This is a genomic window from Streptomyces antarcticus (genome assembly GCF_026627255.1).
Classification (GTDB): Bacteria; Actinomycetota; Actinomycetes; order Streptomycetales; family Streptomycetaceae; genus Streptomyces; species Streptomyces antarcticus.
The window spans coordinates 335747-361666 of record NZ_JAPNLM010000004.1 but is presented as its reverse complement, the minus strand read 5'-3'; the positions used below and the strand labels follow the sequence as shown (position 1 = coordinate 361666).

General features: G+C 73.5%; 22 protein-coding genes and 2 pseudogenes. 11 read left to right on the top strand and 13 right to left on the bottom strand.

Translation table 11 applies throughout. The features are described from left to right. Window positions 1–229 precede the first annotated feature (229 nt). A complete protein-coding gene (locus OTB16_RS09640; protein WP_267719560.1) occupies window positions 230–1444 on the top strand; it encodes a S8 family peptidase in 1215 nt (404 codons plus the stop codon). 136 nt (window positions 1445–1580) lie between these two features. Here OTB16_RS09640 and OTB16_RS09635 read toward each other — a convergent pair whose 3' ends face one another. The 5 genes from OTB16_RS09635 to OTB16_RS09615 are packed head-to-tail and all read right to left on the bottom strand — an operon-like array spanning window position 1581 to window position 9035. Further along, window positions 1581–2582, bottom strand: coding sequence for an ABC transporter substrate-binding protein (locus OTB16_RS09635; protein ID WP_420717660.1), 1002 nt, complete (start codon window positions 2580–2582; stop codon window positions 1581–1583). Between the two features lies 1 nt (window position 2583). Then, window positions 2584–4749 (bottom strand): ABC transporter permease subunit, encoded by a 2166-nt coding sequence (locus OTB16_RS09630; protein WP_267719559.1) that lies wholly within the window; start codon window positions 4747–4749, stop codon window positions 2584–2586. Between the two features lie 52 nt (window positions 4750–4801). Beyond that, the gene (locus OTB16_RS09625) at window positions 4802–5908 is read right to left on the bottom strand and encodes a quaternary amine ABC transporter ATP-binding protein (RefSeq protein WP_420717659.1); all 1107 of its coding nucleotides are present in this window, start codon (window positions 5906–5908) and stop codon (window positions 4802–4804) included. 5 nt (window positions 5909–5913) lie between these two features. After that, window positions 5914–7536 carry a GMC family oxidoreductase gene (locus tag OTB16_RS09620; RefSeq protein WP_267719558.1) on the bottom strand — a complete coding sequence of 541 codons (1623 nt, stop codon included), beginning with the start codon at window positions 7534–7536 and terminating at the stop codon, window positions 5914–5916. Between the two features lie 14 nt (window positions 7537–7550). Next, window positions 7551–9035, bottom strand: coding sequence for an aldehyde dehydrogenase family protein (locus tag OTB16_RS09615; RefSeq protein WP_267719556.1), 1485 nt, complete (start codon window positions 9033–9035; stop codon window positions 7551–7553). A gap of 202 nt (window positions 9036–9237) precedes the next feature. On the opposite strand from OTB16_RS09615, the pseudogene OTB16_RS09610 reads away from it, so the two are divergent. After that, window positions 9238–9390: pseudogene (locus tag OTB16_RS09610) on the top strand (carotenoid oxygenase family protein); the annotation flags it as partial. 308 nt (window positions 9391–9698) lie between these two features. On the opposite strand, the gene OTB16_RS09605 reads toward OTB16_RS09610, so the two are convergent. Both OTB16_RS09605 and OTB16_RS09600 read right to left on the bottom strand, forming a co-directional pair. Beyond that, window positions 9699–10523 carry a hypothetical protein gene (locus tag OTB16_RS09605; RefSeq protein ID WP_267719555.1) on the bottom strand — a complete coding sequence of 275 codons (825 nt, stop codon included), beginning with the start codon at window positions 10521–10523 and terminating at the stop codon, window positions 9699–9701. 123 nt (window positions 10524–10646) lie between these two features. Further along, the gene (locus OTB16_RS09600; protein ID WP_267719553.1) at window positions 10647–11189 is read right to left on the bottom strand and encodes a MarR family winged helix-turn-helix transcriptional regulator; all 543 of its coding nucleotides are present in this window, start codon (window positions 11187–11189) and stop codon (window positions 10647–10649) included. 224 nt (window positions 11190–11413) lie between these two features. On the opposite strand from OTB16_RS09600, the gene OTB16_RS09595 reads away from it, so the two are divergent. Next, window positions 11414–12478 (top strand): alkene reductase, encoded by a 1065-nt coding sequence (locus OTB16_RS09595; RefSeq protein WP_267719552.1) that lies wholly within the window; start codon window positions 11414–11416, stop codon window positions 12476–12478. Between the two features lie 38 nt (window positions 12479–12516). After that, window positions 12517–13068 carry a MepB family protein gene (locus OTB16_RS09590; RefSeq protein ID WP_267719551.1) on the top strand — a complete coding sequence of 184 codons (552 nt, stop codon included), beginning with the start codon at window positions 12517–12519 and terminating at the stop codon, window positions 13066–13068. A 93-nt stretch (window positions 13069–13161) separates the two neighbouring features. Here OTB16_RS09590 and OTB16_RS09585 read toward each other — a convergent pair whose 3' ends face one another. After that, window positions 13162–13821 carry a DUF2278 family protein gene (locus tag OTB16_RS09585; RefSeq protein WP_267719549.1) on the bottom strand — a complete coding sequence of 220 codons (660 nt, stop codon included), beginning with the start codon at window positions 13819–13821 and terminating at the stop codon, window positions 13162–13164. A 166-nt stretch (window positions 13822–13987) separates the two neighbouring features. Between OTB16_RS09585 and OTB16_RS09580 the strand changes: the two genes are divergently transcribed. The 5 genes and pseudogenes from OTB16_RS09580 (at window position 13988) to OTB16_RS09560 (ending at window position 18249) form a co-directional block, all read left to right on the top strand. Beyond that, complete coding sequence (locus OTB16_RS09580; RefSeq protein ID WP_267719548.1) at window positions 13988–15277, top strand: DUF2254 domain-containing protein; 1290 nt, start codon at window positions 13988–13990, stop codon at window positions 15275–15277. 108 nt (window positions 15278–15385) lie between these two features. Next, window positions 15386–15964 carry a potassium channel family protein gene (locus OTB16_RS09575; protein WP_267719547.1) on the top strand — a complete coding sequence of 193 codons (579 nt, stop codon included), beginning with the start codon at window positions 15386–15388 and terminating at the stop codon, window positions 15962–15964. A gap of 105 nt (window positions 15965–16069) precedes the next feature. Continuing rightward, window positions 16070–17446: a chloride channel protein gene (locus tag OTB16_RS09570; RefSeq protein ID WP_267719546.1), complete on the top strand. Its 1377-nt coding sequence runs from the start codon at window positions 16070–16072 to the stop codon at window positions 17444–17446. 22 nt (window positions 17447–17468) lie between these two features. After that, window positions 17469–17645 (top strand): annotated as a pseudogene (locus OTB16_RS09565) (SAM-dependent methyltransferase); the annotation flags it as partial. A gap of 97 nt (window positions 17646–17742) precedes the next feature. Beyond that, the gene (locus OTB16_RS09560) at window positions 17743–18249 is read left to right on the top strand and encodes a GNAT family N-acetyltransferase (RefSeq protein ID WP_267719545.1); all 507 of its coding nucleotides are present in this window, start codon (window positions 17743–17745) and stop codon (window positions 18247–18249) included. A gap of 46 nt (window positions 18250–18295) precedes the next feature. On the opposite strand, the gene OTB16_RS09555 is transcribed toward OTB16_RS09560, so the two are convergent. The 4 genes from OTB16_RS09555 to OTB16_RS09540 all read right to left on the bottom strand — a co-directional run bounded on the left by OTB16_RS09555 (window position 18296) and on the right by OTB16_RS09540 (window position 22976). Continuing rightward, window positions 18296–20422, bottom strand: a complete 2127-nt coding sequence (locus OTB16_RS09555) for a SpoIIE family protein phosphatase (protein WP_267719544.1) — start codon at window positions 20420–20422, stop codon at window positions 18296–18298. Between the two features lie 284 nt (window positions 20423–20706). Then, complete coding sequence (locus OTB16_RS09550; protein ID WP_267719543.1) at window positions 20707–20931, bottom strand: hypothetical protein; 225 nt, start codon at window positions 20929–20931, stop codon at window positions 20707–20709. 106 nt (window positions 20932–21037) lie between these two features. Continuing rightward, window positions 21038–22267, bottom strand: coding sequence for a DUF418 domain-containing protein (locus OTB16_RS09545; protein ID WP_267719542.1), 1230 nt, complete (start codon window positions 22265–22267; stop codon window positions 21038–21040). A gap of 175 nt (window positions 22268–22442) precedes the next feature. After that, on the bottom strand, window positions 22443–22976 hold the full coding sequence (locus tag OTB16_RS09540; protein WP_420717657.1) for a hypothetical protein: 534 nt from the start codon (window positions 22974–22976) through the stop codon (window positions 22443–22445). On the opposite strand from OTB16_RS09540, the gene OTB16_RS09535 reads away from it, so the two are divergent. Beyond that, the gene (locus OTB16_RS09535; RefSeq protein WP_267719643.1) at window positions 22897–23397 is read left to right on the top strand and encodes a UBP-type zinc finger domain-containing protein; all 501 of its coding nucleotides are present in this window, start codon (window positions 22897–22899) and stop codon (window positions 23395–23397) included. The genes OTB16_RS09540 and OTB16_RS09535 overlap by 80 nt on opposite strands. Window positions 23398–23500: 103 nt before the next feature. Next, window positions 23501–23893 (top strand): aldo-keto reductase family protein, encoded by a 393-nt coding sequence (locus OTB16_RS39485; RefSeq protein WP_420717656.1) that lies wholly within the window; start codon window positions 23501–23503, stop codon window positions 23891–23893. Here the strand turns inward: OTB16_RS39485 and OTB16_RS09525 are convergent. Then, complete coding sequence (locus OTB16_RS09525) at window positions 23814–25913, bottom strand: prolyl oligopeptidase family serine peptidase (protein ID WP_267719541.1); 2100 nt, start codon at window positions 25911–25913, stop codon at window positions 23814–23816. The two genes, OTB16_RS39485 and OTB16_RS09525, sit on opposite strands and share 80 nt — an antisense overlap. Between the last annotated feature and the right edge of the window lie 7 nt (window positions 25914–25920).

The following is a 25920-nucleotide window of genomic DNA, read 5'->3' as shown; positions in this document are numbered from 1 at the left end:
GAAGTGTCCATCCCGTGCAGAAGGTTCGAAGAGTGTGGCCGTTCCGGGGAGCGGACGAGGAGTTCCCTTTAAGAAACCTTGTTGAATATCTCCCTGGGCCGAAGTGACCTTGAATCACCTCCGCGAATCGACCATGGTTTCGATCAACTCCCGGAGATCTTTCGGCTCCGGAGGGTTTGCGCGACAACGCTTGACGCCCCACACGTCAAACACGAGGAGAACCCTCTACATGTCAACTCACAAGCACGCACGCACCCGTTCGCGCGGAGTTCGGGTCCTGGCAGTCGTCACGGGAGCCGCGACGGCAGCCGGCGTGACCTTGTTGCTCTCCCCTCTCGCCGGTGCGGCGACCCCGGCCGAGGGAACGGTCTACGGACTGGGCGCACCCGGTGCGCTGAGCGGCAGTTACATCGTCATACTCGACAAGTCGGCCGACAAGAAGGCACTTGCCAAAAAGTACGGTGGCGAGGTGCGGCGCGAATACGCATCTGCCATCAACGGCTTCTCCGCGTCCGGGCTTTCGGAGACGGACGCCAAGCGTCTGGCCGCCGATCCGACCGTGGGCAAGGTCGTCCAGAACAAGAAGTTCACCATCAACGCCACGCAGGAGAACCCTCCTTCGTGGGGCCTGGACCGCATCGACCAGGAGGAGACCGCAGCGGACAAGAAGTACTCCTACCCCGACGCGGGGGGTGAGGGCGTGACGGCGTACGTCATCGACACCGGCGTGCGGATCAGTCACAAGGACTTCGGCGGCCGGGCCGAGCACGGCTTCGACGCCATCGACAACGACGAGATCGCCGACGACGGCAACGGCCACGGCACGCACGTCGCCGGAACCATCGCGGGGACGTCCCACGGTGTCGCCAAGAAGGCCAAGATCGTCGCCGTCCGGGTGCTGGACGACAACGGGTCCGGCAGCACCGAGCAGGTCGTCGCGGGCATCGACTGGGTCACGCAGCACCACAGCGGTCCCTCGGTGGCCAACATGAGCCTCGGCGGCGGCGCCGACGAGGCGCTCGACGAGGCGGTCAGCCGGGCGATAGCCGCCGGCGTCACCTTCGGTGTCGCGGCGGGCAACGAGTCCTCCGACGCCGGCCAGGGTTCGCCGTCGCGGGTTCCGGAGGCGGTGACGGTGGCCTCCAGCGCGGCCGACGACTCGCAGTCCTCGTTCTCCAACTTCGGCTCGATCGTCGACCTGTACGCCCCGGGCTCGGACATCACCTCGGCCTGGAACGACAGCGACACCGGTACGAAGACCATCTCCGGCACCTCGATGGCGACCCCCCACGTCGTCGGTGCCGCGGCCGTCTACCTGGCCGGGCACAAGGGCGCGTCGCCGGCCGACGTGGCCGAGGCGCTGACCTCCGGCGCGACCGCCGGGAAGATCACCAACCCGAGCAGCGGCACCCCGAACAAGCTGCTCAAGGTCTCCGCCGAGTAACCCCTCCCCCACATGCCGAGGCCCCCGCACCCGATCAGGGTGCGGGGGCCTCGGCATGTGCCCGGCAGGGGCGGGGCGGCGGATCACGCCCGGGAGGGGGCGGGGGCGACGGATCACGCCCGGGAGGGGGGCGGGGTCAGCGGACCCACGGCTCCCACACCTCGCGGTTGTTCTCCACCCACTTCTTCGCCGCCTGCTCCGGCGGCAGCTTCTCCTCGGCGATCATCAGGGACACCTCGTTCTGCTCCTCCACGCCCCAGTGGAACTTCTTCAGGAACGCGGCGGCCTTGCCGCCCGACTCCGAGAAGCGCGTGTTCAGGTACTTCTGCAGCGGGGTGTGCGGATAGGCGCAGGCGACCTTCTCCGGATCGGCGTCGCAGCCCTCCTTGTACTCGGGCAGCTTCACCTCGGTCATCGGGACCCGCTCGAACAGCCACTGCGGGGTGTACCAGTAGGTCAAGAACGGCTTGCGCTCCTTGGCGAACTGCTTGATCTGGGTGATCTGGGCGGCCTCTGACCCGGCGAAGACGACCTCGTAGTCCAGGTCGAGGTTCTTCACCAGGGCCTTGTCGTTCGTGACGTACGACGGGGAGCCGTCCATCAGCTGGCCCTTGCCGCGGCTCTCGGGCGTGCGCATCTGGTCGGCGTACTTGTCGAGGTTCTTCCAGTCGGTGACGTCGGGGTGCTCCTCGGCGAAGTACGTCGGCACGAACCAGCCGATGTGGCCGGTCACGCCGAGGTCCCCGCCGGGGGTGATGGTCTTCTTCCCCTTGACGTACCGGTCCTCCTGCTCGGGGTGGCCCCAGTCCTCCAGGATCGCGTCGACGCGGCCCTGGCTGAGGGCGTCCCACGCGGGCACCTCGTCCACCTGGACGGTGTCGACGCGGTAGCCCAGCTCGTGTTCGAGCAGGTAGGAGGCCACGGCGGTGTTCGCCTGGGCGCCGACCCAGGACTGCACGGAGAGCGTGACGGTCTTGGCGCCCTGGGCGGCGGCGTACGGGGAGGACTGGCGGGTCATGTCGGCCGCGCCGCAAGCGCTGAGGACGGCGAGGCCGGTCGTGGCGGCGAGCGCGGCGGCGAGACGCCGACGCCGGTTGGTGCGCGGGGGTCGGACGGTGCGCGGGGGTCGGGCGGGCATGTCAGGCCTCCTTCGCGGGCTGGGTGACGCGGTCGAGCAGCAGGCCGAGGCATACGATCGCGGCGCCGGCCACCAGGCCGGTGGCCAGATCCCCCTGGGCGAGGCCGAGGACGACGTCGTAGCCGAGCGCGCCACCGCCGACCAGGCCGCCGATGATGACGACGGCGAGGACCAGGACGACCGCCTGGTTGACGGCGAGGAGCAGCGCCGGGCGCGCCAGCGGCAGTTGGACCTGCCACAGCTGCTGCGAGCGGGTCGCGCCGAGGGAGCGGGCCGCTTCCATGGCGGCGGGGTTCACCTCGCTGAGGCCCTGTGTGGTGATGCGGACGACCGCGGGCAGCGCGTACACGACGGCCGCGGCCGCGGCCGGGGCGCGGCCGACGCCGAACAGGGCGACCACGGGGATGAGGTAGACGAACTGAGGCATGGTCTGGCAGACGTCGAGCACCGGGCGCAGCAGCCGCTGGGCGCGGGCGCTGCGGGCGGCGCCGACGGCGATGGCGAAGCCGAGGACCAGGGTGACGGCGACGGCGGCCAGGACCTGCGAGAGGGTGTCGAGGGAGGGTTCCCAGACGCCGAGCACGCCGATGGCGGCGAGGGCGAGGACCGCGGTGAGCGCGGTCCGCCAGGTGCCCACCAGGAGGGCGACGGCTCCGGCGAGGAGCAGCAGGGTCCACCAGGGGGCGGCCTGGAGCCCGGTGCGCAGCGGGTCGAGGACCCAGCCGGTGAAGCGGGCCGACCAGTCGGCGGTGCCGCCGACGACGGGCACTCCGGAGTACAGGTGGGCGGTCATCCAGGCGACGGCCCGGTTGACGGGCTCGGCGATGGGCACGGTCCACGACTCGGGCCACAGGGAGGTGTCGGCGATGCGGCCGGCGACGGCGGCGGCGACGGCCGCCAGCACGGTGAGCAGGCGCCCGTACCAGCCGCCGAACACCCGGCGTAGCAGGTGCTTCTCGCGGGCGGGGTCGGGGGTGGCGCCGAGCCGGTTGCCGGCCGCGTCGGCGGTGCGGTCGAGGACGACGGCGAGCAGCACGATGGGGATTCCGGCGGCGAGGGCCGCGCCCACGTCGACGGAGGCGAGGGCCTGGTACACGCGATCGCCGAGGCCGCCGGCGCCGATCACGGAGGCGATGACGGCCATGGACAGCCCGGTCATGATCGCCTGGTTGACGCCGAGCAGGAGCTGTCGGCGGGCGAGCGGGAGCCGCGCGCTGAACAGGCGCTGGCGTCCGGTCGCGCCGAGCGAGGCGGAGGCCTCCAGGACGCCCGCGTCGGCGTCGCGCAGCCCGAGCGCGGTGAGGCGGGCCATCGGCGGGGCGGCGTAGACGACGGTGGCGAGGACGGCGGCGGGCACGCCGATGCCGAAGACCAGCACCATCGGGAGCAGGTAGGCGAAGGCGGGCAGGACCTGCATGGTGTCGAGTACGGGGCGCAGGGCGCGGTCGGTGCGCGGGGACAGCCCGGCGGCGAGGCCGAGCAGGGCGCCGACGGCGACGGCCGCGGTGACGGCGACGGCCATCAGGGCGAGGGTCTGCATCGTCGGGACCCACATCCCGAGCAGTCCGCAGGCGGCGAACGCGGCGACGCAGGTCAGGGCGAGGCGGATGCCGGCGAGGCGCCAGGCGACCAGGCCGGCGAGGGCGGTGACGCCGAGCCAGCCGGCGGCGAGCAGCACCGTGTAGACGGCGCGGACGCAGATCACGACGGCGTTGCTGACGTGCCCGAAGAAGTACAGGAACAGCGGGTGGCTGTCCCGGTGGTCGATGATCCAGTCGCCCGCCCGGCCGAGTGGGCCGGACAGGTCGACGGCGAGCTGGGCGGGCCAGCTGCCGGCGCCGGGGAAGGCGAGGGCGAGCGGGACCAGCAGCGCCGCGGCGACGGCGAGCGGCAGGAGCTTGCGGGCGGCGCGGTGGCTGAACAAGGCGGTGGCGCGGGCGGCCGCGGGACGGCCGGTGGACGCGTGGCGGCGGGTCGGCCCGTCACCGTCCGGCCGGGTGTCGCGGGCCTCACGGGTGTCGCGGGCCTCGCGGGTGTCGCGGCGGCCGGCGGTGGCGCGGCCTTCGTCGCGGGCGTCCGGGCGGGTGCGACCGGTTCCGGGGGCCTGGGGGCGGCCGGAGTCGCTGGGGTCGCGGGGGTCGCGCACGGAGGGGGTGGCGGCGGTCATCCGCACCACCTGCCCGTGCCGGGGACGGGGGGCGCGCAGGGCGGTCGGCGTATCACGCGGCCACCTCGCGCGCGGCCGGGGCCGGGAGTCCGGCCACCACCGCGAGCAGCGCGGCGTCGTCGACGACGCCGAGGCACCTGCCGCGGTCGACGACCCGGGCGGGGCCGCCGCTGCGGGCGACCGCCTCGATGGCCTCGACCACGGTCGTGGCGGGGGCGAGCGCCGGGCCCTGGTCGGCCTCGCCGGGCGCCGCGGGGCGCATGGCGCTGCGTACGGTGAGGACCTGCTCGCGCGGCACGTCGCGGACGAACTCCCGCACGTAGTCGTCGGCGGGCGAGCCCACGATCTCCTCGGGGGTGCCGAGCTGCACGATGCGGCCGTCGCGCATCAGCGCGATCCGGTCCCCGAGGCGCAGCGCCTCGGCGAGGTCGTGGGTGATGAAGACCATGGTGCGGCCCTCGTCGTGGTGCAGCCGGGCGACCTCGTCCTGCATCTCGCGCCGGATCAGCGGGTCCAGCGCACTGAACGGCTCGTCGAACAGCAGGACTTCGGGGTCCGCGGCGAGGGCTCGGGCGAGCCCGACGCGCTGCTGCTGTCCGCCGGAGAGCTGTCCGGGGCGGCGGTCCTCCAGACCGTCGAGGCCGACCTTGGCGACCATTTCGGCGGCCTTGGCGCGGCGCTCGGCGCGGCTGACGCCCTGGATCTCCAGGCCGTAGGCGACGTTGTCGAGCACGGTGCGGTGCGGCAGCAGGCCGAAGTGCTGGAAGACCATGGCCGCGCGGTGGCGGCGCAGCTCGCGCAGCCGGGCGGCGTCCATGGCGAGGACGTCCTCGCCGTCGATGGAGAGCGTCCCCGCCGTCGGCTCGATCAGCCGGGTCAGGCAGCGCACCAGGGTGGACTTGCCGGAGCCGGAGAGACCCATCACGACGAAGACCTCGCCCTTGCGGACGTCGAAGCTCACGTCGCGGACGGCCGCGGTGCAGCCGGTGGCCTCGCGGAGTGCGGCGGGGGCCAACTCGGCGTGCTCCGAGCCGGGGACCTTGGCGGCCGCGGCCTTGGGCCCGAAGACCTTCCACAGGCCACCCACGGAGAAGACGGGGGTGTCGGCCGCCTCGGGCGCGGCCGGGTCATGGGTCATCGCGTTCACGTCGTGGGTCATCGCGTTCACCGGCTCTCGCCCCCCAGCAGCTCGGCAGCCTTTTCGCCCACCATGAGAACTCCGATCATCGGGTTGACCGCGGGCATCGTCGGGAAGACCGAAGCGTCCGCGATCCGGATGCCGTCGAGGCCGCGGACCTTGAGGTCAGGACCCACGACGGCGGCGTCGTCGTCGGCGGCGCCCATCTTGCAGGTGCCGGCCGGGTGGTAGACGGTGTGCGCGACGGAGCGGGCGTACGTGCTCAGGGCCTCGTCGCTGGTGATCTCCGGTCCGGGGCAGACCTCCCGCTTCAGCCAGCCCGCCAGGGGCTCGGCCGCGGCGATCTCGCGGGCCAGTTTGATGCCGTCGACCAGGGTGCGGCCGTCGTAGTCGTCCTCGTCCGTGAAGTAGCGGAAGTCCAGGGCCGGCTTGACCTCCGGATCGGGGCTCGTCAGGTAGAGGCGTCCGCGGCTGCGGGGCTTGGGGATGTTCGGGGTCAACGAGACTCCGTGCGCGGGGCGTTCGTAGCCGAGGCGCTCGGGGTTGTCGGTGAAGGGGATCTGGTAGAAGTGGAACATCAGGTCGGGCCCCGGCGATTCGGGGTCGCGCCGGACGAACAGTCCGGCATCGCTGTCCATCGCCGAGTTCTCCGGGATGGGTCCGTCGGTCTCCCAGACGATGACCGACTCCGGGTGGTCGAGGAGGTTCTCCCCCACGCCGGGCAGGTCGTGGACGACGGGTATGCCAAGGGCCTCCAGGGCCCCGCGCGGTCCGATGCCGGAGTGCAGCAACAGGCGCGGGGTGTCGACGGCGCCGGCGCACACCAGCACCTCGCGGCGGGCGGTGATCAGCGACTCCGTGCCGTCCGCGGCGCGTACCCGTACGCCCCGGGCCCGGGTTCCGTCCAGCTCCAGGCGGTACGCCCAGGTCTCCAGGAGCAGCCGCAGGTTCGGCCGGGCGTCCATCACCGGGTGCAGGTACGCCACCGAGGCGGACGAGCGCTTGTTGGTCTCCGGGTGGTAGGCGAGGTCGAAGAATCCGGCGCCCTCGTGGAAGGGCTTGCGGTTGAAGCCCTCGACGAGCGGCACGCCCAGCGCCGTCCGCGCCGCGTCCACGAAGTCGCGGGCGATGGCGTTGCGGTCGTCCTCGCCGACGGGAACGATGTTGTTCAAGAGCCGGTCGAAGTACGGGGCCATGGCGGCCGCGTGCCACCCCTCGGCGCCCGCGGCGGACCACTCGTCCCAGTCGGACGGCAGCGGCTTGAACGCGATGAGGGTGTTGTGCGAGGAGCACCCGCCGAGCACGCGGGCCCGGCTGTGCCGGATGTTGGAGTTGCCGCGCGGCTGCTCGGTGGTGGGGTAGTCGTAGTCGAGCTCGCCGCCGAGCAGGCCCATCCAGCGGCGGAGCGTCAGGACGTCGGGGCGGTCGACATCGCTGGGGCCGCCCTCGATGACGGCGACCGTGACGTCCGGGTCCTCCGTGAGGCGGGAGGCGATCACCGAGCCGGCGGTTCCGCCGCCGACGACGACGTAGTCGTACTCCTGCTCCACGGTCCCGCCGACGCGGTGCGCGGCGGTCGTGGTGGTGGGGGTGGTGACGGGGGTGGGGGTGGTAACGGGGGTGGTGGGGGTGTGCGATCGCGTGGTCATGTGGGTCCTCTCCCTCAGCCCGCGAACCAGCGCACGGGGCGCGGAGCGAGGTTCTGGTACACGTGCTTGGCCTCGCGGTACTCGGCCAGGCCCGCCGGCCCGAGTTCGCGGCCGATGCCGGACTTTCCGAAGCCGCCCCACTCGGCCTGCGGCAGGTAGGGGTGGAAGTCGTTGATCCAGACGGTGCCGTGGCGCAGCCGGCCGGCCACGCGGCGGGCCCGTCCCTGGTCGGCGGTCCACACCGCGCCGGCGAGCCCGTACTCGGTGTCGTTGGCGAGCGCGACGGCCTCGTCCTCGGTGCGGAAGGTCTCGACGGTGAGGACCGGCCCGAAGACCTCTTCCCGTACGACGCGCATCAGGCGGTGGCAGCCGTCGAGGACGGTCGGCCGGTAGAAGTAGCCGGGGCCGTCGGGCCGTTCGCCGCCGGCGCGCAGCACGGCGCCCTCGGAAAGGGCGGAGGCCACGTACTCCTCGGTCCGCGCGAGCTGGCCGGCGGAGACCAGCGGGCCGCACTCGACGCCCGGGTCGGTACCGCGGCCGAGCCGGATGAGGTCGGCGCGCCGGGCCAGTTCGGCGACGAAGCGCTCGCGCAGCGACTCCTCGACGATGAGCCGGGATCCGGCCGAGCACACCTGGCCGCTGTGGATGAACGCGGCGTTCAGGGCCTGGTCGACGGCCGTGTCGAAGCCCTCCTCGGTGGCGCAGGCGTCGGCGAAGACGACGTTGGGGTTCTTCCCGCCGAGTTCGAGGGCCACCTTCTTGACGGAGTCGGCGGCGGCGCGCATGACCTTCGTACCGCTGGTGAGGCCGCCGGTGAAGGAGACGAGGTCGACGTCGGGGTGGGCGGCGAGGCGGGCGCCGACCGGGTCGCCGGGGCCGGTGACCAGGTTCGCGACGCCGGCGGGAAGCCCGGCCTCGACGAGCAGCTCGATGAGCGCGGCCGTGGTCAGCGGGGTGATCTCGCTCGGCTTGACGACGAAGGTGTTGCCCGCGGCGAGGGCCGGGGCGATCTTCCAGCTGGCCTGGAGCAGCGGGTAGTTCCAGGGGGTGATGAGGGCGCACACGCCGACGGGCTCGTGGACGACCACGCTGTGGATGTCAGGGGAGCCGGCGTCGACCACGCGCCCGGCGCTCTCGCCGGTGACGAGGTCGGCGAAGTAGCGGAAGGCGGCGCTGACGCAGTCCACGTCGACGCGGCCCTCTTCGAGGGTCTTTCCGGCGTCCAGGCTCTCCAGCAGCCCGATGCGCTCGCGGTCGCGCTGGAGGAGGTCGGCGGTGCGGCGCAGCAGCTCGGCGCGCTCCGCGACGGGCGTGGCGGGCCATTCGCCGCCGTCGAAGGCCGCGCGCGCGGCGCTGACGGCCGCGTCGGTGTCCGCGGTGGCGCCCTCGGCGACCACGGCGAGCACGGTGGCGTCGACGGGGTCGAGTACCTCCCTGGTCGCTCCCGAGACCGCTGAACGCCACTTTCCGGCGATGTGAATCGTCTTCTGCTCCGACACGACGCGCTGTACCTCCGGTTCCGCACCGCGGCCTACCCGCGGTGACCTTGCACGTGTCGCGTGTGCCCCCTTCCCCCGAAGCCATGTCTCATCCGTCACTTGAAGTGATCGGAGTCACTCCGTGTTGCCCCTGGCCGGTGGCGGGTTTGGCTGGAGCGTGGCGCCGGGGCGGGTGCCTTCCCGCCGGGTGCGCACCGGGAGACTGGCCTTCGCGACGGACCGTACGGAGGCCACCAGTCGGCTGCTCGTCCTGTCGGCGGAGGACCCCGCGTCGGGACCGGCGGTGGCACGGGTGCGGATCCCGGTCCGGGTGCCGCTGGGCCTGCACGGCGCCTGGCCGCCGACGGAGGGATGACCGGCCGCCGGGCGCGGCCCGCCACGGGGGCGGGCGGGCCGTACGTACCGGTCGCGGTACCAGCCCGGCACAGCAGCGGGGCGCGGGGTCCGGGTCGCGGGGCACGGGAGTCGGGTCGCGGGGCACGGGGGCCAGGTCGCCGGGCGCGGGGGCCAGGTCGCCGGGCGCGGGGGCCAGGTCGCGCCACACGGGGGCCGAAGGTCCGCTCCCGGGGCTCCGCCCCGAACCCCGCGCATCGAACGCCGGCGGGGCTGGGTGGTGCCGCTGCTGCGCCGGGCCCGGCCGGGCGGGCGCCGTACCGGATCGGCTCAGGCGGACGTGCCGCCGCCGTTGGCGGGGGCCGCCTGGCCGGCCTGCCGCTTGAGGAGCCTGCTCAGCCAGCCGCCGACGACGATGAGGGCGACGCCGAGCCACCACAGGTGGCCGTCGAACACGAGGACGGCGATCCCCACCGGGACGAGCATGCCCGCCAGTGGGAGGAGCAGGTCGGAGAGGGGCGGGACCGCGTGGTCGCCGCCGCGGGCCCGGGCGCGGGCGACGTCGGGGTACCAGACCGTGAAGCGCAGGGCGGCGACGATGGCCAGGATCTGGATGATCCATCCCGTCCAGATGTTGTTGGGGTTGCGCAGGACCAGGTCGCCGTAGGCGCCGGCGATGGCCGCCACCAGGAAGGCGAGTCCCCACACCCCGGTGATGATGTAGTTGGTCCGAAGGAAGGCGGGCGTCTTCCAGAAGGCCGGGTCGACCTGTTCCCGGGCGTACTGGATGGTGAAGGGCATCCCGACGGCCATGGAGCCGAAGGCGATGAGCGTCAGCGCGATGTTGGAGATCTCTCCGGCGTAGGTCTCGAGCCACTGGTGCGTGCCCGCGCTCGCGACGAGCCCGATGACCGCCATGATCGCGAAGAACACGAGGTCCGCTACCTCGAGGATCTTCACGGATCCGCCGTGCCCCGCCAGGCGGCTCCCGGCGACGAGAGCGAGCGAGCTCAGCAGCGCCGCCCCGACCGCCCACTCGAAGCGTCCCGGACCCACCAGGAGCGAGAACACGATCCAGGGGGACATCCCGATGAAGGGGCTGTCGAGGAGTCCCGCCACCCTCTCGCGCAGAGGGGAACCGGCCGTCTTCACCATGGGCCCGACCTTCCTGCCTCCTCCCCGCAGTCCTCATCCCGACGTACGCCGCCCGGGTGCGGGCGCCAGGCGGGCGCCCGCGTCCGCCCCGGGGGTCGGACGGGATGGCCGTGACGACGCCCTTCAGCAGGCGGCCGGCCCCTTGAGGGCGGCGTCGCACTCCGTGGCGCCGCCCCGGGTGACCTCCGCGCACAAGGTGGCCTCCACCTTGCCCAGCAGCCGGGCCAGTTCGGTGCGTTCGGACGCGTCCAGGCCGTCGAGGGTCTGGCGTTCCAGCTCGCCCCAGGCCTTGCGGACCTCGACGAGGAGCCCGCAGCTGGTGTCCGTCGCCTCGACCAGGGAGGCGCGCCGGTCGGCGGGGTCGGGGCGGCGGCGCACGTGGCCGGAGTGTTCGAGGCGCTGGAGCATCTTGGTCACCGTGGAGGGGTCGAGGCCGACCGCCTTGATCAGCTCGGACTGGCGCACGGCGCCGCTGTCCCAGAGCTGCATCATCACGAACTCCTGCCCCGGGTGCAGTCCCAGGTCCCGCAGGACCCGGCCCGCCGCGATCCGGTGGAGTCGGGAGACCCGGCTGATGGCGTGGCTGACCGGCCCGTCCAGTACGGCGCTGGGCGTCGCGGGGCACTCCGGGGTGGTGCGTGGTTCCTGAGCGGCATCCGCGGTCATGGCGGCGCTCCTCCTTCGTCGGGTCCGGCGGGACGGGTCCGGTACGCGCGCACGCGCCTCCGGGAGGGCGTCCAGGCGTTCGTGTCGGGCGGGCTTTCATGTCGGGCGGGCTTTCGTGTCCGGATTTTACCCGCCTCGTAAATTTTACCTTGGTCGGCCAAGTAATGGGGTACGCTGCCTTCCAGAGCCAAAGATTGGCCGACCAACTAACTCGTGAGGCGAATATGACCAGCGCTTTCGAACCGGTTCGCATTGCCGGCGGCACCCTTTCCAACCGGATCGCCGTGGCCCCCATGACCCGCAGCCGCGCGGGTGTGGGCGGCGTCGCGACCGCCCTCGTCACCGAGTACTACACCCAGCGCGCCTCAGCGGGGCTGATCATCACCGAGGGCGTCCAGCCCTCCGCGGTCGGACAGGGATACCCCTTCACCCCCGGCCTGCACAGCGCCGAGCAGGTCGCGGCGTGGCGCGAGGTCACCGATTCCGTGCACGCGGCCGGCGGCCGGATCTTCGCGCAGCTGATGCACGCGGGCCGGATCGGCCACCCCTCACTGCTGCCCGACGGCCTGATCCCCGTGGCCCCCTCGGCGGTCGCCGCCCAGGGCCAGCTGTTCACGGGTGAGGGCATGAAGGACTTCGTGACCCCGCACGAGCTGACCGGAGCCGAGGTACGGGCGACCATCGCCGACTTCGCCCAAGCCGCCCGCAACGCGGTCGAGGCGGGCTTCGACGGCGTCGAGCTGCACGGGGCCAACGGCTACCTGATCCACCAGTTCCTGGCCCCCGGCACGAACCGGCGCACCGACGAGTGGGGCGGCACGACCGAGAACCGCGTCCGGTTCGCGGTGGAGGTGGTCAAGGCGGTCGCCGCCGCGATCGGCGCCGAACGCACGGGCCTGCGTGTCTCCCCCGGGAACGCGTACAACGACATCTCCGAACCCGACCCGCAGCCCGTCTACGAGGCGCTGGTCAAGGAGATCAACGGAATCGGCCTGGCCTACCTCCACGTCACGGAGCACGGACCCGAGGTCCGCGAGACCACCCTCGCGCTGCGCAAGCAGTTCGACGGCCCGCTCGTACTGAACCCGGCGACCGAGGGCCCCACGGACCACCGTGCCCTCACCCTGATCGAGGACGGCACCGCCGACCTGCTCGCCTTCGGCGCCCTGTTCCTGGCCAACCCGGACCTCCCGGACCGCCTGCGCACCGAGGGCCCCTACAACACCCCGGACCCGTCCACGTTCTTCGGGGGCGACGCCCGCGGGTACACGGACTACCCCTCCCGCTGAGCCGGACCGATGTCAGACCCGCGTGACAGCGTGGCCGGATGAGTACGCTCCCCCACTCGTCCGGCCCGGCCCCGCGGTCCGGCGCCACCCCGGTGCACGAGGACCTGGGCCTCGCGAAGGCCCGCGTCTACGACCCGTGCGGCTTCGCCTGCTCGCAGCCGGTCCCCGAGGCCGAGAGCGCCGACTACGCCGCCCACGCGTTCACCCTGGACGGCCTTGCCGTCCGGTTCCGGGCCGCCCGTTCCACGCCCAGGAAGGCCGGCCAGTTCGTCACGGTGTGGCAGCGGTCCCAGGACGGCCCCATCCGGCCCTTCTGCGACACCGACCCCGTCGACCTCTTCGTCATCGCCACCCGCGAGAACGGCCACGCCGGGCAGTTCGTCTTCCCCGTGGACGCCCTCCGCCGCGAGGGCGTCGTCTCGGTCGGCGGCATCGGCGGTAAGCGGGGCTTCCGGGTCTATCCGCCGTGGGTGACCACCGGCAGCCGCCAGGCCGCCCGGGCCCAGACGTGGCAGGTCGCGTACTTCCTGCACATTCCCGGGGACCGCCCGGTCGACCCGGCACGCGCCCGGGCGCTCTACCACCCGTAGCCCGGCCACGGCCGAGGGGCGACCGGTCACGGGAGCGCGCCCCGCCCGCCGTGTCGCGCCCGCCGGTGATGTCCGGGCCCGGAGTGACGGGGGTCAGGCCGGGTGCCCGTCGGCATCCGTGCGGTCCGCCTGGCTGGAGAACTTGCTCAGGAAGACGTCGTACCACCCGTCGGGGCGGCGGGTGAGGGTGGCCCCGTCCTGCCAGACGCCGTTCTCCGCCCACCACCTGCTGCCGTACGGGTCGCCCTGGTTCTGGTGGATGTTGTGCATGCCGAGGCCGTGGTCGAAGGGTTCCCCGAAGACCAGGATGGGACGGCCGGGTACGAGCAGGGGCTCCAACGCGTCGGCGGCGTCGAGGTGGGAGCCCGATACCCACGGCCGGGGCGGGTTCAGGCGGTCCAGGAACCGCCGCAGCCAGGCCGGGGGGCGGCGTACGAACAGGCATCCCGGCCGGTCCGCGAGGGCCGGGTGGCGGAGGTGGTCGAGGGCTCCCGAGCCCGGGCTGGTGGAGAGGTCGTGGTACCCGGGGGCGAGCGCGGGCACCGGTTCGAGTACCGAGGGGGCCAGGGTGAACACCTTCCACCGGACTCCCGTCGCGGACTCGGCGCTGTCCACGTCCACGGCGCACCGGTACCTCCCGGCGGGTGCGTCGACCTCGAGGTTGACGTGGAACCACCGCCCCTGGGTGTCGGGCCGGTCCCGGAAGTGGCGGTGCAGCGTCCCTGACAGCACCCCGTAGGCGTCGAGCGGCATGCCCCCAGTGAACCACCGGCACGGCCGCCGCGCGCCCACCCGGCCGGCGACGACGGAATCTCGCATACGCGGCATTTCGCCGCCCGGTCCCGTCGCCGCCGTGGTTGCATCCTCATCGGGGCCCGCGCAACCGGGGCCCGCGCATCGGAACCACTGAGGAGGCCGGATGTCCGGTTCGGCTGACGGCCCGGCTGGTCCGGGGGCACGGCTGCGGCTCCGCCGCCGCGCGGCGTTCCGCCGGCCGACGCGCGCGATGCGCAGGGGTCTGTCCCAGCTCATCTGCGCGATCGCCGGACTCTTGCTGGGGATGGTGGCCCCCATGGTCGCGGTGGGGCCCCAGGTGGAAGCCGGACGGGTGGTGTCGCTCCTGTTCACCATCGGGTTCGGCGTCATCAGCCTGGTGAGCATCATCTATTCGATGCTGTTCCTGGTCGTCCAGTTCTCCGCGAGCACCTTCACCCCGCGCCTCGGGCTGTTCCGCGACGAGCCGATCGTCTGGCGCACGTTCGCCTTCACCGTCGGGGTGTTCGTCTTCTGTGTCACCTCCGGGCTGACGATCGGCGTGGGCCCCAGCGTTTCGGCGTTCGTCCCCGTCACCGCCATGGTGCTCGCGCTGGTCGCCATCGTGTTCATGCGGACGCTGCAGATGAAGGCGTTCGACTCGATCCAGCTCGGCCACTCGCTGACCGCGATCGCCACCCGCGCGCACCTGCTGTTCGACGAGCTGTACGTACAGCCGTACGTGCAGCCCGCCGGAGCCGTCGGGGACCCGCACCCGGAGACGGCCGGGGCCACCGGGGCCACCGCGGTCCCCTGGTCGGGAGCGGCGGTGGTGCTCCAGCAGTTCGACGTCCCCGCCCTCGTCGGCGCGGCACGGGAGCACGACTGCACGATCGCGTTCCGGGTCGCCCCGGGCACGACCCTGTCCCGGGGCGTCGAACTCGCCGGGGTGTCCGCCGGCGGGCTCTCCGAGGAGCGGCTGCGCGGCGCCCTGCTGACCGGCGTCGAGCGCACCTTCGACCAGGATCCGGAGCTCCCGTTCAGACTCCTCGCCGACATCGCGCTGCGAGCCCTCTCCCCGGCCGTCAACGATCCGGCGACGGCCGTGGACGCCCTGGACCGTCTGGAGGACCTGCTGACCCGCCTCGCCGGACGCGAGCTCGACATCGGCCGCTTCCACGACGACGCGGGCCGGTTGCGGGTGACGATCCCGGTGCCCGGCTGGGAGCAGTTCGTCCGGACGTCCGTCGACGACGTCGTCTTCGCCGCCGCGGGCTCCCCGATGGCCCTGCGCCGGATGCGCGACCTTCTGCGCGGGCTGGCGGAACGGGCCCCCGAGGGGCGGCGCGGTGTCGTGCGCGACCGGCTGCGGTGGGTCGAGCGGACCGGCGAGGAGCGGTATCCGCTCGTCTGGACGGCACCTGGGGGCGGATACGGGCACGGCGACGTCGGGTGAGGCCGCCACACCCTCGGACCCGTCGTCCGGGCGTGGGAAGGGAACGGCCCGGTAACCGCCGGACGCGCTCCGGTCGCGGAATGCGCGCCGCCCCCGTCTCCTGATCCCATGGACCGCGAAGCATCCGAGCGGCAGGACGGCGTCGGCCGGACCACCAGGCTGCGCACCCGCGTGCTGATGGGGCACCTGCTCCGCTCGGCGGCCTCGGTCGTCCTGCTCACCGGCTTGTACTACCTGATCCCCTTGGACAGCGGGTTCACCGTCTCCACCGTCACCCTGCTGACACTCGGCCTGGTCCTCTTCGGGGGTCTGGTCACCTGGCAGACCGCCGCCATCACCCGTGCGCCGTATCCGCGGCTGCGCGCGCTGGAGGCACTGGCCACCGCGGTGCCGCTGTTCCTCGTGCTCTTCTCCGCGTCGTACTTCCTGCTGGCGCAGGAGGTTCCGCAGTCGTTCACGGAGTCCCTGAACCGGACGGACGCGCTGTACTTCACGGTCACGGTGTTCGCGACCGTCGGCTTCGGGGACATCGCGCCCACGACGGAGACCGCCCGCGCGCTGACCACGGCACAGATGATCGCCGACCTGTTCGTGGTGGGAGTGATCGCCAAAGTCCTGTTCGGCGCGGTCAGGATCGGGATGCGGAGGCGCGGAACAGACGATCCGGGGCCGGACGACGCCCTGTGAGACGTCTGATCCGGATTCGTGCCGGGCCCGCGCCGGCCGTCGGCCTCCCCGGCGGCGGAGCGCGCCGCACGGGTGGACCATCGAGGGAGCGAAAAGGAGTGAATCATGACGGAGCCGCGCCCCCGATCCGAGCCGCCCGACGACGGGACCTCGCCGCCCGGAGGCGGGACGGCCCGGGCCGTGGACGGGAGCGGCCCGCAGGAAGCGGAACTCCTGCGGCACCTGCTCCGCACTCCCGGGTACCTGAAGGTGCTCCTGTTCGGCGCCCTCATCGGCATACCGGTGTCCCTCGCCGCGTTCTGGTTCCTCGTCGCGCTGCACGAGCTGGAGGGCTTCCTGTGGGCGGACCTCCCCGGGGCGCTGGGCTGGGACGCCCCGCCGTGGTGGTGGCCGTTCCCGCTGCTGCTCGTCGCCGGAGTCGGGGTCGGCCTGGTCGTCGCGCACCCGCGCATCGAGGGCGGCCACGTTCCCGCGTCCGGCCTCAACATGGGCGGCGCCTCGTCGGCCGCGCTGCCCGGGGTCCTGCTCGCGGCGCTGGCCGCGCTGCCGTTCGGCGCCGTACTGGGGCCGGAGGCTCCGCTGATCGCCCTGGGCGGCGGTTTGGCCCTGCTGTTCCGGGACCTCGCGCAGGCGCCGGCGACCCCGCAGAGCACCGCGCTCCTGGGCGCGGCCGGAGCCGCGGCGGCCGTCGCCGCCATCTTCGGCAACCCCCTGGTCGCGGCCGTGCTGCTGATCGAGGTGGCGGGCGTGGGCGGGCCGCAGCTGTTCGCGGTCATGCTTCCCGCCCTGCTGTCCAGCGGCGTCGGCTCCCTGGTGTTCACGGGCCTCGGCCGCTGGACGGGGCTGGCCACGGGGGACCTGTCCCTGCACCTGCCCGGACCGCTTCCCCGCCTGGACGCCGCGGACGTGGCCTGGGCGGTGCTGATCGCCGTATCGCTCGCCGCCGTGCTGCACCCCCTGCTGGTCGGCGCGCGGGCGCTCGGCGGGTACGTCACGGCGCGGCCCCTCGTACGGACCGTGCTGTGCGCCCTGGGCGCCGCGCTCTGCGCCGCCGTGTACGCGCTGGCCACCGGGCGCTCCCCCATCGAGATCGCCTCGTCCGGCCAGGCGACGCTGGCCGCGATGGCCGCCGATCCGCACGCCTGGGGCGTCGGCGCGCTGATCGCCGTCCTGCTGTTCAAGGGCGCCGCGTACGCGCTGTGCCTGGGCAGCCTGCGCGGCGGCCCGGTGTTCCCGGCACTGTTCCTGGGAGCCGCGGCGGGCGTGCTCCTCGCGCCCCTGCCGGGCCTGGGGGTCGTACCGGCGATGGCGGCGGGCATGGCGGCGGCCACCGCGACCGTGCTGCGGCTGCCGGTGAGCAGCGTGGTGCTCGTGATCCTCCTGCTCGGCAGCTCCGCCATGATGCCCGTCGTGATCCTGGCGGCGGTGGTCGCCTTCGTCGTCTCCGAGCTGCTTCCGCCCGGGCGGCGGACGGCGCACTGACCCGGAGTCCCGGTCCGCCGGAGTGCTCACGCAGGACGAACAGGTGGGGTGCTTCATCAACGCCGCACGCCATCCGGCGCCCGGCGGCCGCTACCGACGCGGCGGATCCCGGCACCGGTACGCCTGGCCGGCGGAGCTCGACCTGATGGCGCGGAGCGCCGGGGTCGAACCGGAGCGTCGCGTCGCGGACCGGGAGGGCCAAGGCAGCGAGACGCCCCCGGCCGGGGTCGGGCCGGGGGGCGTACGCACCGTGCGTAGGGCCCGGCGCTGTCACCGGTCGCGCATAGGATCGCGGCGTGCACCGACTGGAACTCCTGCGCCCCGACCACGCCCCGGCCCTGCTGACGTTCGAGCGCGAGAACCGGGCGTACTTCGCCGCGTCCGTGCCCGACCGCGGTGACCCCTACTTCTCCGGCTTCGACGCACGGCACGCCGCCCTGCTGGCCGAACAGGCCGCCGGGCGGGACTTCTTCCACGTACTGGCGAACGACGCCGGCGAGATCCTGGGCCGGGTCAACCTGGTCGACGCGGCGGACGGCGAGGCCGAACTCGGCTACCGGATCGCACAACGGGCCGCCGGGCAGGGCCTGGCCACGGCGGCCGTCCGCGAGGCCTGCCACCTGGCCGCCACCGAGTACGGTCTGACGGCGCTGCGGGCGGTCACCACCCTCGACAACACCGGCTCGCTCACCGTCCTGGCCCGTACGGGATTCCTCCCCGCGGGCGAACTTCTGGTGGACGACCGACCGGGCCGCCGCTTCACCCGCGACCTCCGGGAGCGGACGGCCGACCCGACCCCGTAAGGACGGCGGCTCGTCCGGACCCGCGGGACCGGGCGGCCGGTGGCCCTCACTCCCGTCCGGGCGGCCACGGCTTCGCCCGTGCGATGACGAGGGCGACGTCGTCGTGGTCGTCCGGGCGGCGCAGTGATTCGAGGAGCCGGTCGCAGGTCTCCTCCAGCGGGCGGTCGGCGTCGGTGAGGAGGTCCAGGAGGAGGGCGAGCCGCTCGTCGATGGGCTGGTCGCGGGTCTCGACCAGCCCGTCGGTGTACAGGACCAGCTGGTCCTGGGGGCGCATGCTCACGGTGGTGGCCTCGAAGGGGATGCCGCCGACGCCCAGCGGGGCGCCGGTGGGCAGCTCGAGCAGCCGGGGGGTCTCGCCGGGGCGGAGGAAGACCGGCGGCAGGTGTCCGGCGACGGAGATGCGGCACTCGGCGCGGTGCGGGTCGTACACGGCGTAGACGCAGGTGGCGATGGTCTCTTCGAGGGCGGCGGTGGTCCGGTCCAGCTGCCGCAGCACCTGGGTGGGGTCCAGGCCCAGTTCCGCGAGGGTGCGGGTGGCGGTGCGGAGCTGGCCCATGCTGGCGGCGGCGTTGATGCCGCTGCCCATGACGTCGCCGACGACGAGCGCGGTGGTGCCGCCGACCTGGGGGATGGCGTCGAACCAGTCGCCGCCGATCTCGCTCGTGGCGGCGGCGGGCTGGTAGCGGTAGGCGACCTCCAGGCCGGCCGTGTCGGGCGGGTGGTGCGGGAGGAGGTGGCGTTGCAGGGCGAGCGCGGTGTGGTGGGCGTTGCGGTACCAGCGGGCGTTGTCGATGCACACGGCGGCCCGCGCGGCGAGTTCGCCGGCGAGCACGATGTCGTCGTCGTCGAAGGGCAGGGGGTTGCGGGTGCGTTTGAGGTCGAGGGCGCCGAGGACCTCGCCGCGGGCGATGAGGGGTACGGCCAGGTAGGAGCGCAGTCCGGCCCGGGCCAGCATGGCGGCGGCGTCGTCGTCGCGGGCGATGCGGGAGATGTCGCGGGCGTGCACGTGGGCCACGAGGACCGGGTGGCCGGTCGTCACGGACCGGGTGACGAGGCGGTCCGCCTCGTAGCGGGCGATGTCGCCCGGGGGGTCGGCGGCGCGTACGGCCTCGCTGGGGTAGGCGGCGGCCACGGCCAGTGCCCGGAACACCGCGGGCTCCTGGTCGGAGGACTTCAGGCTGGGGCGCCCGTCGAGGACGGAGTCGAGGATGTCGACGGCGGCGATGTCCGCGAGGTCGGGGACGACGACGTCGGCCAGCTCGCGGGCCGTCTGGTCGAGGTCGAGGGTGGTGCCGATGCGGACGGTGGCGTCCGCGATCTGTGCGAGGCGGCGGCGGCTGCGGGCGATCTCCTTGGCCGCCAAGTGGCTCTGGGTCACGTCGACGATCGAGGTGGCCAGGCCCAGGACCCGCCCGCCGGCGTCCTCCAGCCGGTAGTACGACACCGACCAGGCGTGTTCGTGGTGCTGGTCCTCGTGGGTGTGGCCCGCCGTGAACTGCTCGACCAGCGGGGTGCCCGTGGCCAGGACCTGGCGCATCGCCGCCTCGACCGCGCCGGCGTCGTCGAGGAAGGACAGGGCCTCCCGTACGCTGCGGCCGATGTGCTGGGAGGCGGGCAGTCCGTTGATGCGTTCCAGCATCGGGTTGACCAGGACGTAGCGCAGGTCCGTGTCCAGGACCGCGAGGCCGATCGGGGACTGGGCGACGAGGCGGGCGGAGAGGGCGAGGTCCCGCTCGAGGTGGCGCAGCCGGGCCCGGTCGGTCGCGATCCCGAGGGCGTAGAAGTCCCCGTGTTCGTCCAGGAGCCGCATGTTGCGGAACTCCACCAGGTGGCTTCCGCCCGCCTTGTGCCGGACGGGGAACGCCCCGGCCCAGTCCCCCGCGCCGCCCATGACGCGCGCGAAGAGCTCCAGTACCAGGTCCAGGTGCTCAGGGGCGGCCAGCAGCTGGGCGGCGGGCCGGCCCAGCGCCTCTTGCGCGGACCAACCGAACAGCTGCTCGGCCTGGGGGCTCCAGAGGGCGATCCGGCCCTGGGAGTCGAGGACGATCGCGGCCACGTTCAGTACGTCGAGCAGCCCGCTGGGCGGGGAGATCCGGGCCTCCCCGGCCTCCGTCGCACGGACGGCTTCGGGGGGCCCGGTGCCGCCGGGCTCGAACCGGCCGGTCTCAGCCATCACGGGCACTCCCTTCCGGCTTCCGGCCCGGAGCCGGACCTGCCTGGTGCGGGCCGCGGCACACGGCCGGCTTCCATCGTCCCCCGGAACCGGCGTCACAGCCGTCCGGGCGCCCGACCCGGCCACCCACGCCCGCTCTGACCAGCGGAAACCCCCGGGGCGGCTGACGTGGCCCCGCTACTCTCCGGTAGCCGATCCCGCACCGCCACCCCCGTCCGGGGGCGGGGGTCCGGGGGCGGGGGTCCGGGGGCGGGGGTCCGGGGGCAGAGGTCAGGGCCGCGCCGTCAGGCCCATTCGGTGGGGCCGCCGCCGATCCAGCTGATCCGCGGGTCCTCGCGGGCGATCAGTTCGGCGCCGTCCTCCAGGCCGATGCGGCGGAGGAACTCGACGACGTCGCCGACTCCGGACGCGATGCCGAGCCGTTCGTCGACACCGTGGGCGTGCACGGTGACCGGGCGGCCGCCCTTGGCCAGCAGGGGGTGGATGGTGACGTGCGTACGGTCGGGCATGCAGCAAGGCTGCCGGGCGGGCACGGTGCGCGCATCCCGGCGGATCTGGATGGCCCAGCCACCCCGGCGCCCCACCGGTCCGGGCCGGGCCGTCGGCGGCGGGGGGTCAGTGCGCGTCGTCGGCACGGCCGCGGTCGCCGGCCGGGGCACCGGGGAGCCGCGCCAGCGTCACCGTCCGGAGCAGCCACTCCACCGGGCCGTACCGGAAACGCGCCATCAACCGGGCGCTGAGCGCGAGTTGGGCGCCGTACAGGACGAGTGCCCCGAGGACGACGACGGCCGGGCCGAGGCGGCCGTACCGGGCGAGTCCGTAGCCGGTGAAGACGAGGGCCATGACCAGGGACTGGCTCAGGTAGTTCGTGAGGGCCATCCGGCCCGCCGGCGCGAGGACGGTCATCACCCGCGCGCCGCGCGCGGTCCGCATGAAGAGGAGCATTCCGCAGACGTACGCGGCCGTGAGGGCGGGCGCCGTGACCGTCCCCACCATCTGGCCGAGCACCGCCCACCGGGGTCCGAGCGGACCGCTGGTGGCCAGGGCCATGAACACGCTGCCGGGCAGGCCCGCGGCGACGCCGAGCAGGCAGACGCGCCGCAGCCGGGCACCGTGGTCCGCCCGGTCGCCGAGGAAGTGCACCTTGCCGCAGCGCAGGCCGACCAGGAAGGCCGCGACGACGAGACCGCCCATCACCGGTACGGCCAGCAGCGCTTCGGGGAGCTGGTCGAGGTTGGCCCGTACGACGGCCGCGGCGTCGCCGCGGTAGCCGGCGATCAGGTCGGGGAAACCGGCGGCGAGCTCGGCGTCGAGGTCGGCGGCCTCCGCGTCCGACAGGAACAGGGAGGCCAGCCCCACGAGGAGCAGGAGCCCGCCGACGCAGCCGTACACGATCTTCGCGGCCAGGAGCGCCGCCTGGGGCGAGCAGCCGCGCACGGCGATCAGGATCAGGCCGAGCACCGCGTACGTCATGAGGATGTCCCCGCTGAACAGCAGGACGGCGTGCAGGGCTCCGAGCGCGAACAGTCCGAGGGAACGGCGCAGCAGACGCGGCACCGGCCGCTCGCCGTCGCGGTCGGCCGAGGTCAGCTGGAGGGAGAAGCTGTAGCCGAAGAGGAACGAGAACATGAGGTAGAACTTGCCGACGACGAAGGTCTGGACGACCCCCTCGACGGTCCGGTCGACGAGGGAGGCGTCCGGGTCATCGATGCCTCCGAGGGCGTACGGGCCGGCCATCATCAGGGCGTTGACCAGCAGGATGCCCAGGAGTGCGAAGCCTCGCAGGGCGTCGAGCTCGGATATGCGCGGCTGGGCCCGTTGTACCTGCGAAGCCGTTACGGCCACCGCTTCCCCCCCCCAAGTGGTCCTGGTGCCCGGGGCGCCGCCCCCGGCCGGGGCCCCTGTCCGGGCCCGCCGTCCTACCGTAATTGATCACTTGTCGCACGGCGGCTCCACCAGTCCCCCGACTCCGGAGCCGTGGCCGGGCGGTGATCCCGCGGGGGCGGGTCCGAGCCGCCGGCTACGCGCCGGCCGCGCGTCGGCCCAGGAAGGGTTCCGCCACCAGGCGGGCCGTCCGGCAGAGGGTCTGGCCGTGCCGGGCGAAGAGGTCGTCGCGCGAGTCGAAGTGGCCGAGGTCGGCCAGGACGTGGGCCGAGAGGTCGCACGCGGCCCCGGAGCCCGAGGCCGGGCAGGCGGTGGTTCCGTCCCAGTCGATGGCAGTGCGGGACAGGGCCTCGAAGAGGATCTCCGGGCCGGCGTTGGTGAAGCCGCCGCCGGATTCCCCGCTCAGCGCGTGCAGGTCCCCGAAAAGCTCCGAAGTGGTCAGCCAGGGGGCGGTGGGGTGGTCGGCGGGCGACAGCCCGTCGATGCGGAACTCCGGCCACGCCAGCAGCACCTGGTCCGGGACGAACGGCCGCAGGCGGGGGAACCGCGGATTCCAGAACGCCCCGTCCACCACCAGGCCGCGCACCCGCGTGGGCACCCCGGCAGCCCGCGCGACCGACTCCAGTACGGCCAGCCGCTGGCTGCACGAACCGCGGCCTCGGCGCAGCACCTCCGAGAGATCGAATGCAGCGCTGGACAGTGGCGTACGACGCGGGAAGGCCCGAGGGCGGGCAGTGCGCCCACCTGGACCAGGCAGAGGTCGAGAGCAGTGGGCCCCGGCCCCCGGGCTGTGCGCAGTGCCTCGCCGCAGGACGCGGTGGGTCCATCTGCGCACCTGCCTGACCTGTGGAAACACCGGCTGCTGCGACAGCTCCCGCGGCAAGCACGCCTGGTCCCACGCCGAGAGCACCGGCCACGCGGTCGCCCGCTCGGCCGAGACCGGCGAGGAATGGGCCTGGTGCTACGAGGACCACGTGTTCCTCCGGCCGGCCGCTCCCGGCGCCCGCGGTTCGGGTGCATCCCTACGACCCGGTCGCGGCGACGCACCCGGTCGCGGCGAAGCAGGGGGTACGAGCGGCCCGGCGTCCTGACCCGGCCCGGCCCCCGATTCCCCGGTCCCGTGATTTGCGGCCCCGCATTCGGCCAGGCCTTGATCAATGGCCGCCCCCACACCTCCGTGCCGATCATTCGGCCATGACCTCAGAGATCATCACGGCATCATCGGCGGGTACCTGGCAGCTGGGCGACCTCCGGGTCAACCGGCTCGGCTTCGGTGCGATGCGCCTCGCCCAGACCGGCGAGGGGTTCGCGGAGGGGGCCGCTGCCCGCGACCGCGACCGCGACCGGGGGCGGGCGACAGCCGTACTGCGCCGGGCGGTCGAGCTCGGTGTGAACCACGTCGACACCGCCCCCTTCTGGCTCGACCACGCCACCCCGCGGCAGCTGCGCGCGGTCGCCGTCGCGGTGCGCGGTCGCGGTACGGTCCCGGTGCGCGGCACACCGCCGGTCAGGTCGCGGTCGGGCCCGGACGGCGGTGCGGCGGGGTCAGCCGCTCCCACAGGAAGCTGTGGACGAGCGCCTTGTTGAAGGCGGTCTGCCGGTGGTCCGTGGCTCCGGCGTGGCCGCCGCCCAGGTGCTCGTGGAAGAGCACGCTCTGGCCGAGTTCCCGAAGCCGGGCGGCCATCTTGCGCGCGTGGCCGGGGTGCACCCGGTCGTCCCGCGTGGAGGTGAGCAGGAGCAGGGGCGGGTACGGCACGTCCGCGCGGGCCTGGTGGTACGGGGAGATGGCCGTCAGGTGCGGCCGGTCGGCGGGGTCGTCCGGATCCCCGTACTCGGCGATCCAGCTGGCGCCGGCGAGCAGCCGGTGGAAGCGGAGCATGTCGAGCAGCGGTACGTGGGCGACGACCGCGCCGAAGAGGTCCGGGTGGCGGGTGAGCATGGCGCCCATCAGGAGGCCGCCGTTGCTGCCGCCCTCGATGCCGAGCTGGGCCGCGGTGGTGATGCCGCGGTCGACGAGGTCCCGGGCGACGGCGGCGAAGTCGTCGAAGGCGCGGACGCGGTGGGCCCCGAGGGCGGCCTGGTGCCAGGCGGGCCCGTACTCGCGGCCGCCGCGGATGCCCGCGAGGACGTACGTTCCGCCGCGCGCGAGCCAGGCCCGGCCGATGACCGGGCTGTACTGCGGGACCTGGGAGACCTCGAAGCCGCCGTACCCGTAGAGCAGCGTGGGTCCGGGACCGGGGCCGTCCTCGGGACCGATCACGAAGTACGGGACGCGCGTGCCGTCGGCGGAGGCGGCGAAATGCTGGCGCACGGCGAGCCCGGCCGTGTCGAACAGGGCGGGGGCCTGCTTGAGGGTCTCGCCGGGGCCGCCGGCCTCGCCCCGGTGGAGGGTGGCGGGCTGGAGGAACCCGGAGACGGCCAGGAAGTACTCGTCGCTCTCGTCGGGGTCGGTGCAGATGACCGAGGCGGTGGAGAGCGGCGGCACGTCCGCCAGGGGGGCACGGGTCCACACGTGCCCGTCCGGTCCGGGGGTGAGGAGTTCGAGGCGGGAGGAGACGTCGGCGCGGGTGGCGAGGATGAGGTGGTGGCGGGTCCAGTGGTGGCCGGCCAGCGCGGTGTGCTCGTCGGGGGCGAAGAGCACGGCGGGCTCGCGGGCGCCTTCCGCGTAGGCCCCGGCCTGGTAGGCGTCGAAGTCGAAGGCGAGGAGGGTGCCGGCGGCGTGGCCGAGCCAGGGCGACTTCGTCGTCACGATCAGCCACTGGCGGTGGACGTACTTGACCGCGTCGTCCGGCACGTCGACCGGCACCAGGCGCCCGACCGCGCCGCCGGCTCCTCCTTCTTCGCCTCGGCCCTCTCCCGGGCCGCGGAGGAGGAAGAGTCGCCTGTTCCAGAAGTCCTGGTGGGTGGAGACGAAGTCCCTGGCGTAGCCGGGTGTGTGGTCGTGCCAGCCGTCGGCCGACAGATCCGAGGGCTCCCCCTGGTGGACGAGTTCGGCTTCCTCCAGGGGCGTTCCGCGCTGCCAGCGGCGTACTTGGAGGGGGTAGCCGGACCCGGACATCGAGCCCGGGCCGAAGTCCGTGCCGATCCAGACGTGGTCGATGTCGATCCACCCGATCCGGGTCTTGGCCTCGGGGACCGCGTATCCGTCCCCGACGAACTCCCGTGCCTCGAGGTCGAACTCGCGCACCACGCAGGCGTCCGAGCCGCCGCGGGAGAGCATCACGAGGGCGTGGCGGTGGTCGGGGGCGAGAACGTCGCTCCCGGCCCAGGCCCACTCCTCCCCCTCGGCCTCGGACAGCGCGTCCAGGTCGAGGACGGCCTCCCAGGCCGGCCGGTCCTTGCGGTACTCCTCCAGGCCGGTCCGCCGCCACACGCCCCGCACCCGGTCCGCGTCCTGCCAGAAGTTGTACAGGTACCGGCCCCGGCGGACGGCATACGGAATCCGGTCGGCGTCGTCCAGCACCTCGCGCACTTCGCGCTCGAGCACCTTGAACCCGGGCGTGCCGGCCAGGGCGTCCACGGTCTCGGCGTTTCGCTCGCGCACCCAGGCGAGGGCCGAATCGCCGGTCACGTCTTCCAGCCACAGGTGGGGGTCTTCGTCGCTCATCCGCCGA

What these genes read in the sequence shown, in the direction of transcription:
- OTB16_RS09620 (WP_267719558.1), bottom strand. Translation starts at nt 7,536, where the DNA reads ATGACCACGCGATCGCACACCCCCACCACCCCCGTTACCACCCCCACC.
- OTB16_RS09550 (WP_267719543.1), bottom strand. Translation starts at nt 20,931, where the DNA reads ATGCCCGACCGTACGCACGTCACCATCCACCCCCTGCTGGCCAAGGGC.
- OTB16_RS09570 (WP_267719546.1), top strand. Translation starts at nt 16,070, where the DNA reads ATGACGGAGCCGCGCCCCCGATCCGAGCCGCCCGACGACGGGACCTCG.
- OTB16_RS09640 (WP_267719560.1), top strand. Translation starts at nt 230, where the DNA reads ATGTCAACTCACAAGCACGCACGCACCCGTTCGCGCGGAGTTCGGGTC.
- OTB16_RS09625 (WP_420717659.1), bottom strand. Translation starts at nt 5,908, where the DNA reads ATGACCCACGACGTGAACGCGATGACCCATGACCCGGCCGCGCCCGAG.
- OTB16_RS09590 (WP_267719551.1), top strand. Translation starts at nt 12,517, where the DNA reads ATGAGTACGCTCCCCCACTCGTCCGGCCCGGCCCCGCGGTCCGGCGCC.
- OTB16_RS09630 (WP_267719559.1), bottom strand. Translation starts at nt 4,749, where the DNA reads ATGACCGCCGCCACCCCCTCCGTGCGCGACCCCCGCGACCCCAGCGAC.
- OTB16_RS09585 (WP_267719549.1), bottom strand. Translation starts at nt 13,821, where the DNA reads ATGCCGCTCGACGCCTACGGGGTGCTGTCAGGGACGCTGCACCGCCAC.
- OTB16_RS09605 (WP_267719555.1), bottom strand. Translation starts at nt 10,523, where the DNA reads ATGGTGAAGACGGCCGGTTCCCCTCTGCGCGAGAGGGTGGCGGGACTC.
- OTB16_RS09525 (WP_267719541.1), bottom strand. Translation starts at nt 25,913, where the DNA reads ATGAGCGACGAAGACCCCCACCTGTGGCTGGAAGACGTGACCGGCGAT.
- OTB16_RS09600 (WP_267719553.1), bottom strand. Translation starts at nt 11,189, where the DNA reads ATGACCGCGGATGCCGCTCAGGAACCACGCACCACCCCGGAGTGCCCC.
- OTB16_RS09575 (WP_267719547.1), top strand. Translation starts at nt 15,386, where the DNA reads ATGGACCGCGAAGCATCCGAGCGGCAGGACGGCGTCGGCCGGACCACC.
- OTB16_RS39485 (WP_420717656.1), top strand. Translation starts at nt 23,501, where the DNA reads ATGACCTCAGAGATCATCACGGCATCATCGGCGGGTACCTGGCAGCTG.
- OTB16_RS09580 (WP_267719548.1), top strand. Translation starts at nt 13,988, where the DNA reads ATGTCCGGTTCGGCTGACGGCCCGGCTGGTCCGGGGGCACGGCTGCGG.
- OTB16_RS09635 (WP_420717660.1), bottom strand. Translation starts at nt 2,582, where the DNA reads ATGCCCGCCCGACCCCCGCGCACCGTCCGACCCCCGCGCACCAACCGG.
- OTB16_RS09555 (WP_267719544.1), bottom strand. Translation starts at nt 20,422, where the DNA reads ATGGCTGAGACCGGCCGGTTCGAGCCCGGCGGCACCGGGCCCCCCGAA.
- OTB16_RS09595 (WP_267719552.1), top strand. Translation starts at nt 11,414, where the DNA reads ATGACCAGCGCTTTCGAACCGGTTCGCATTGCCGGCGGCACCCTTTCC.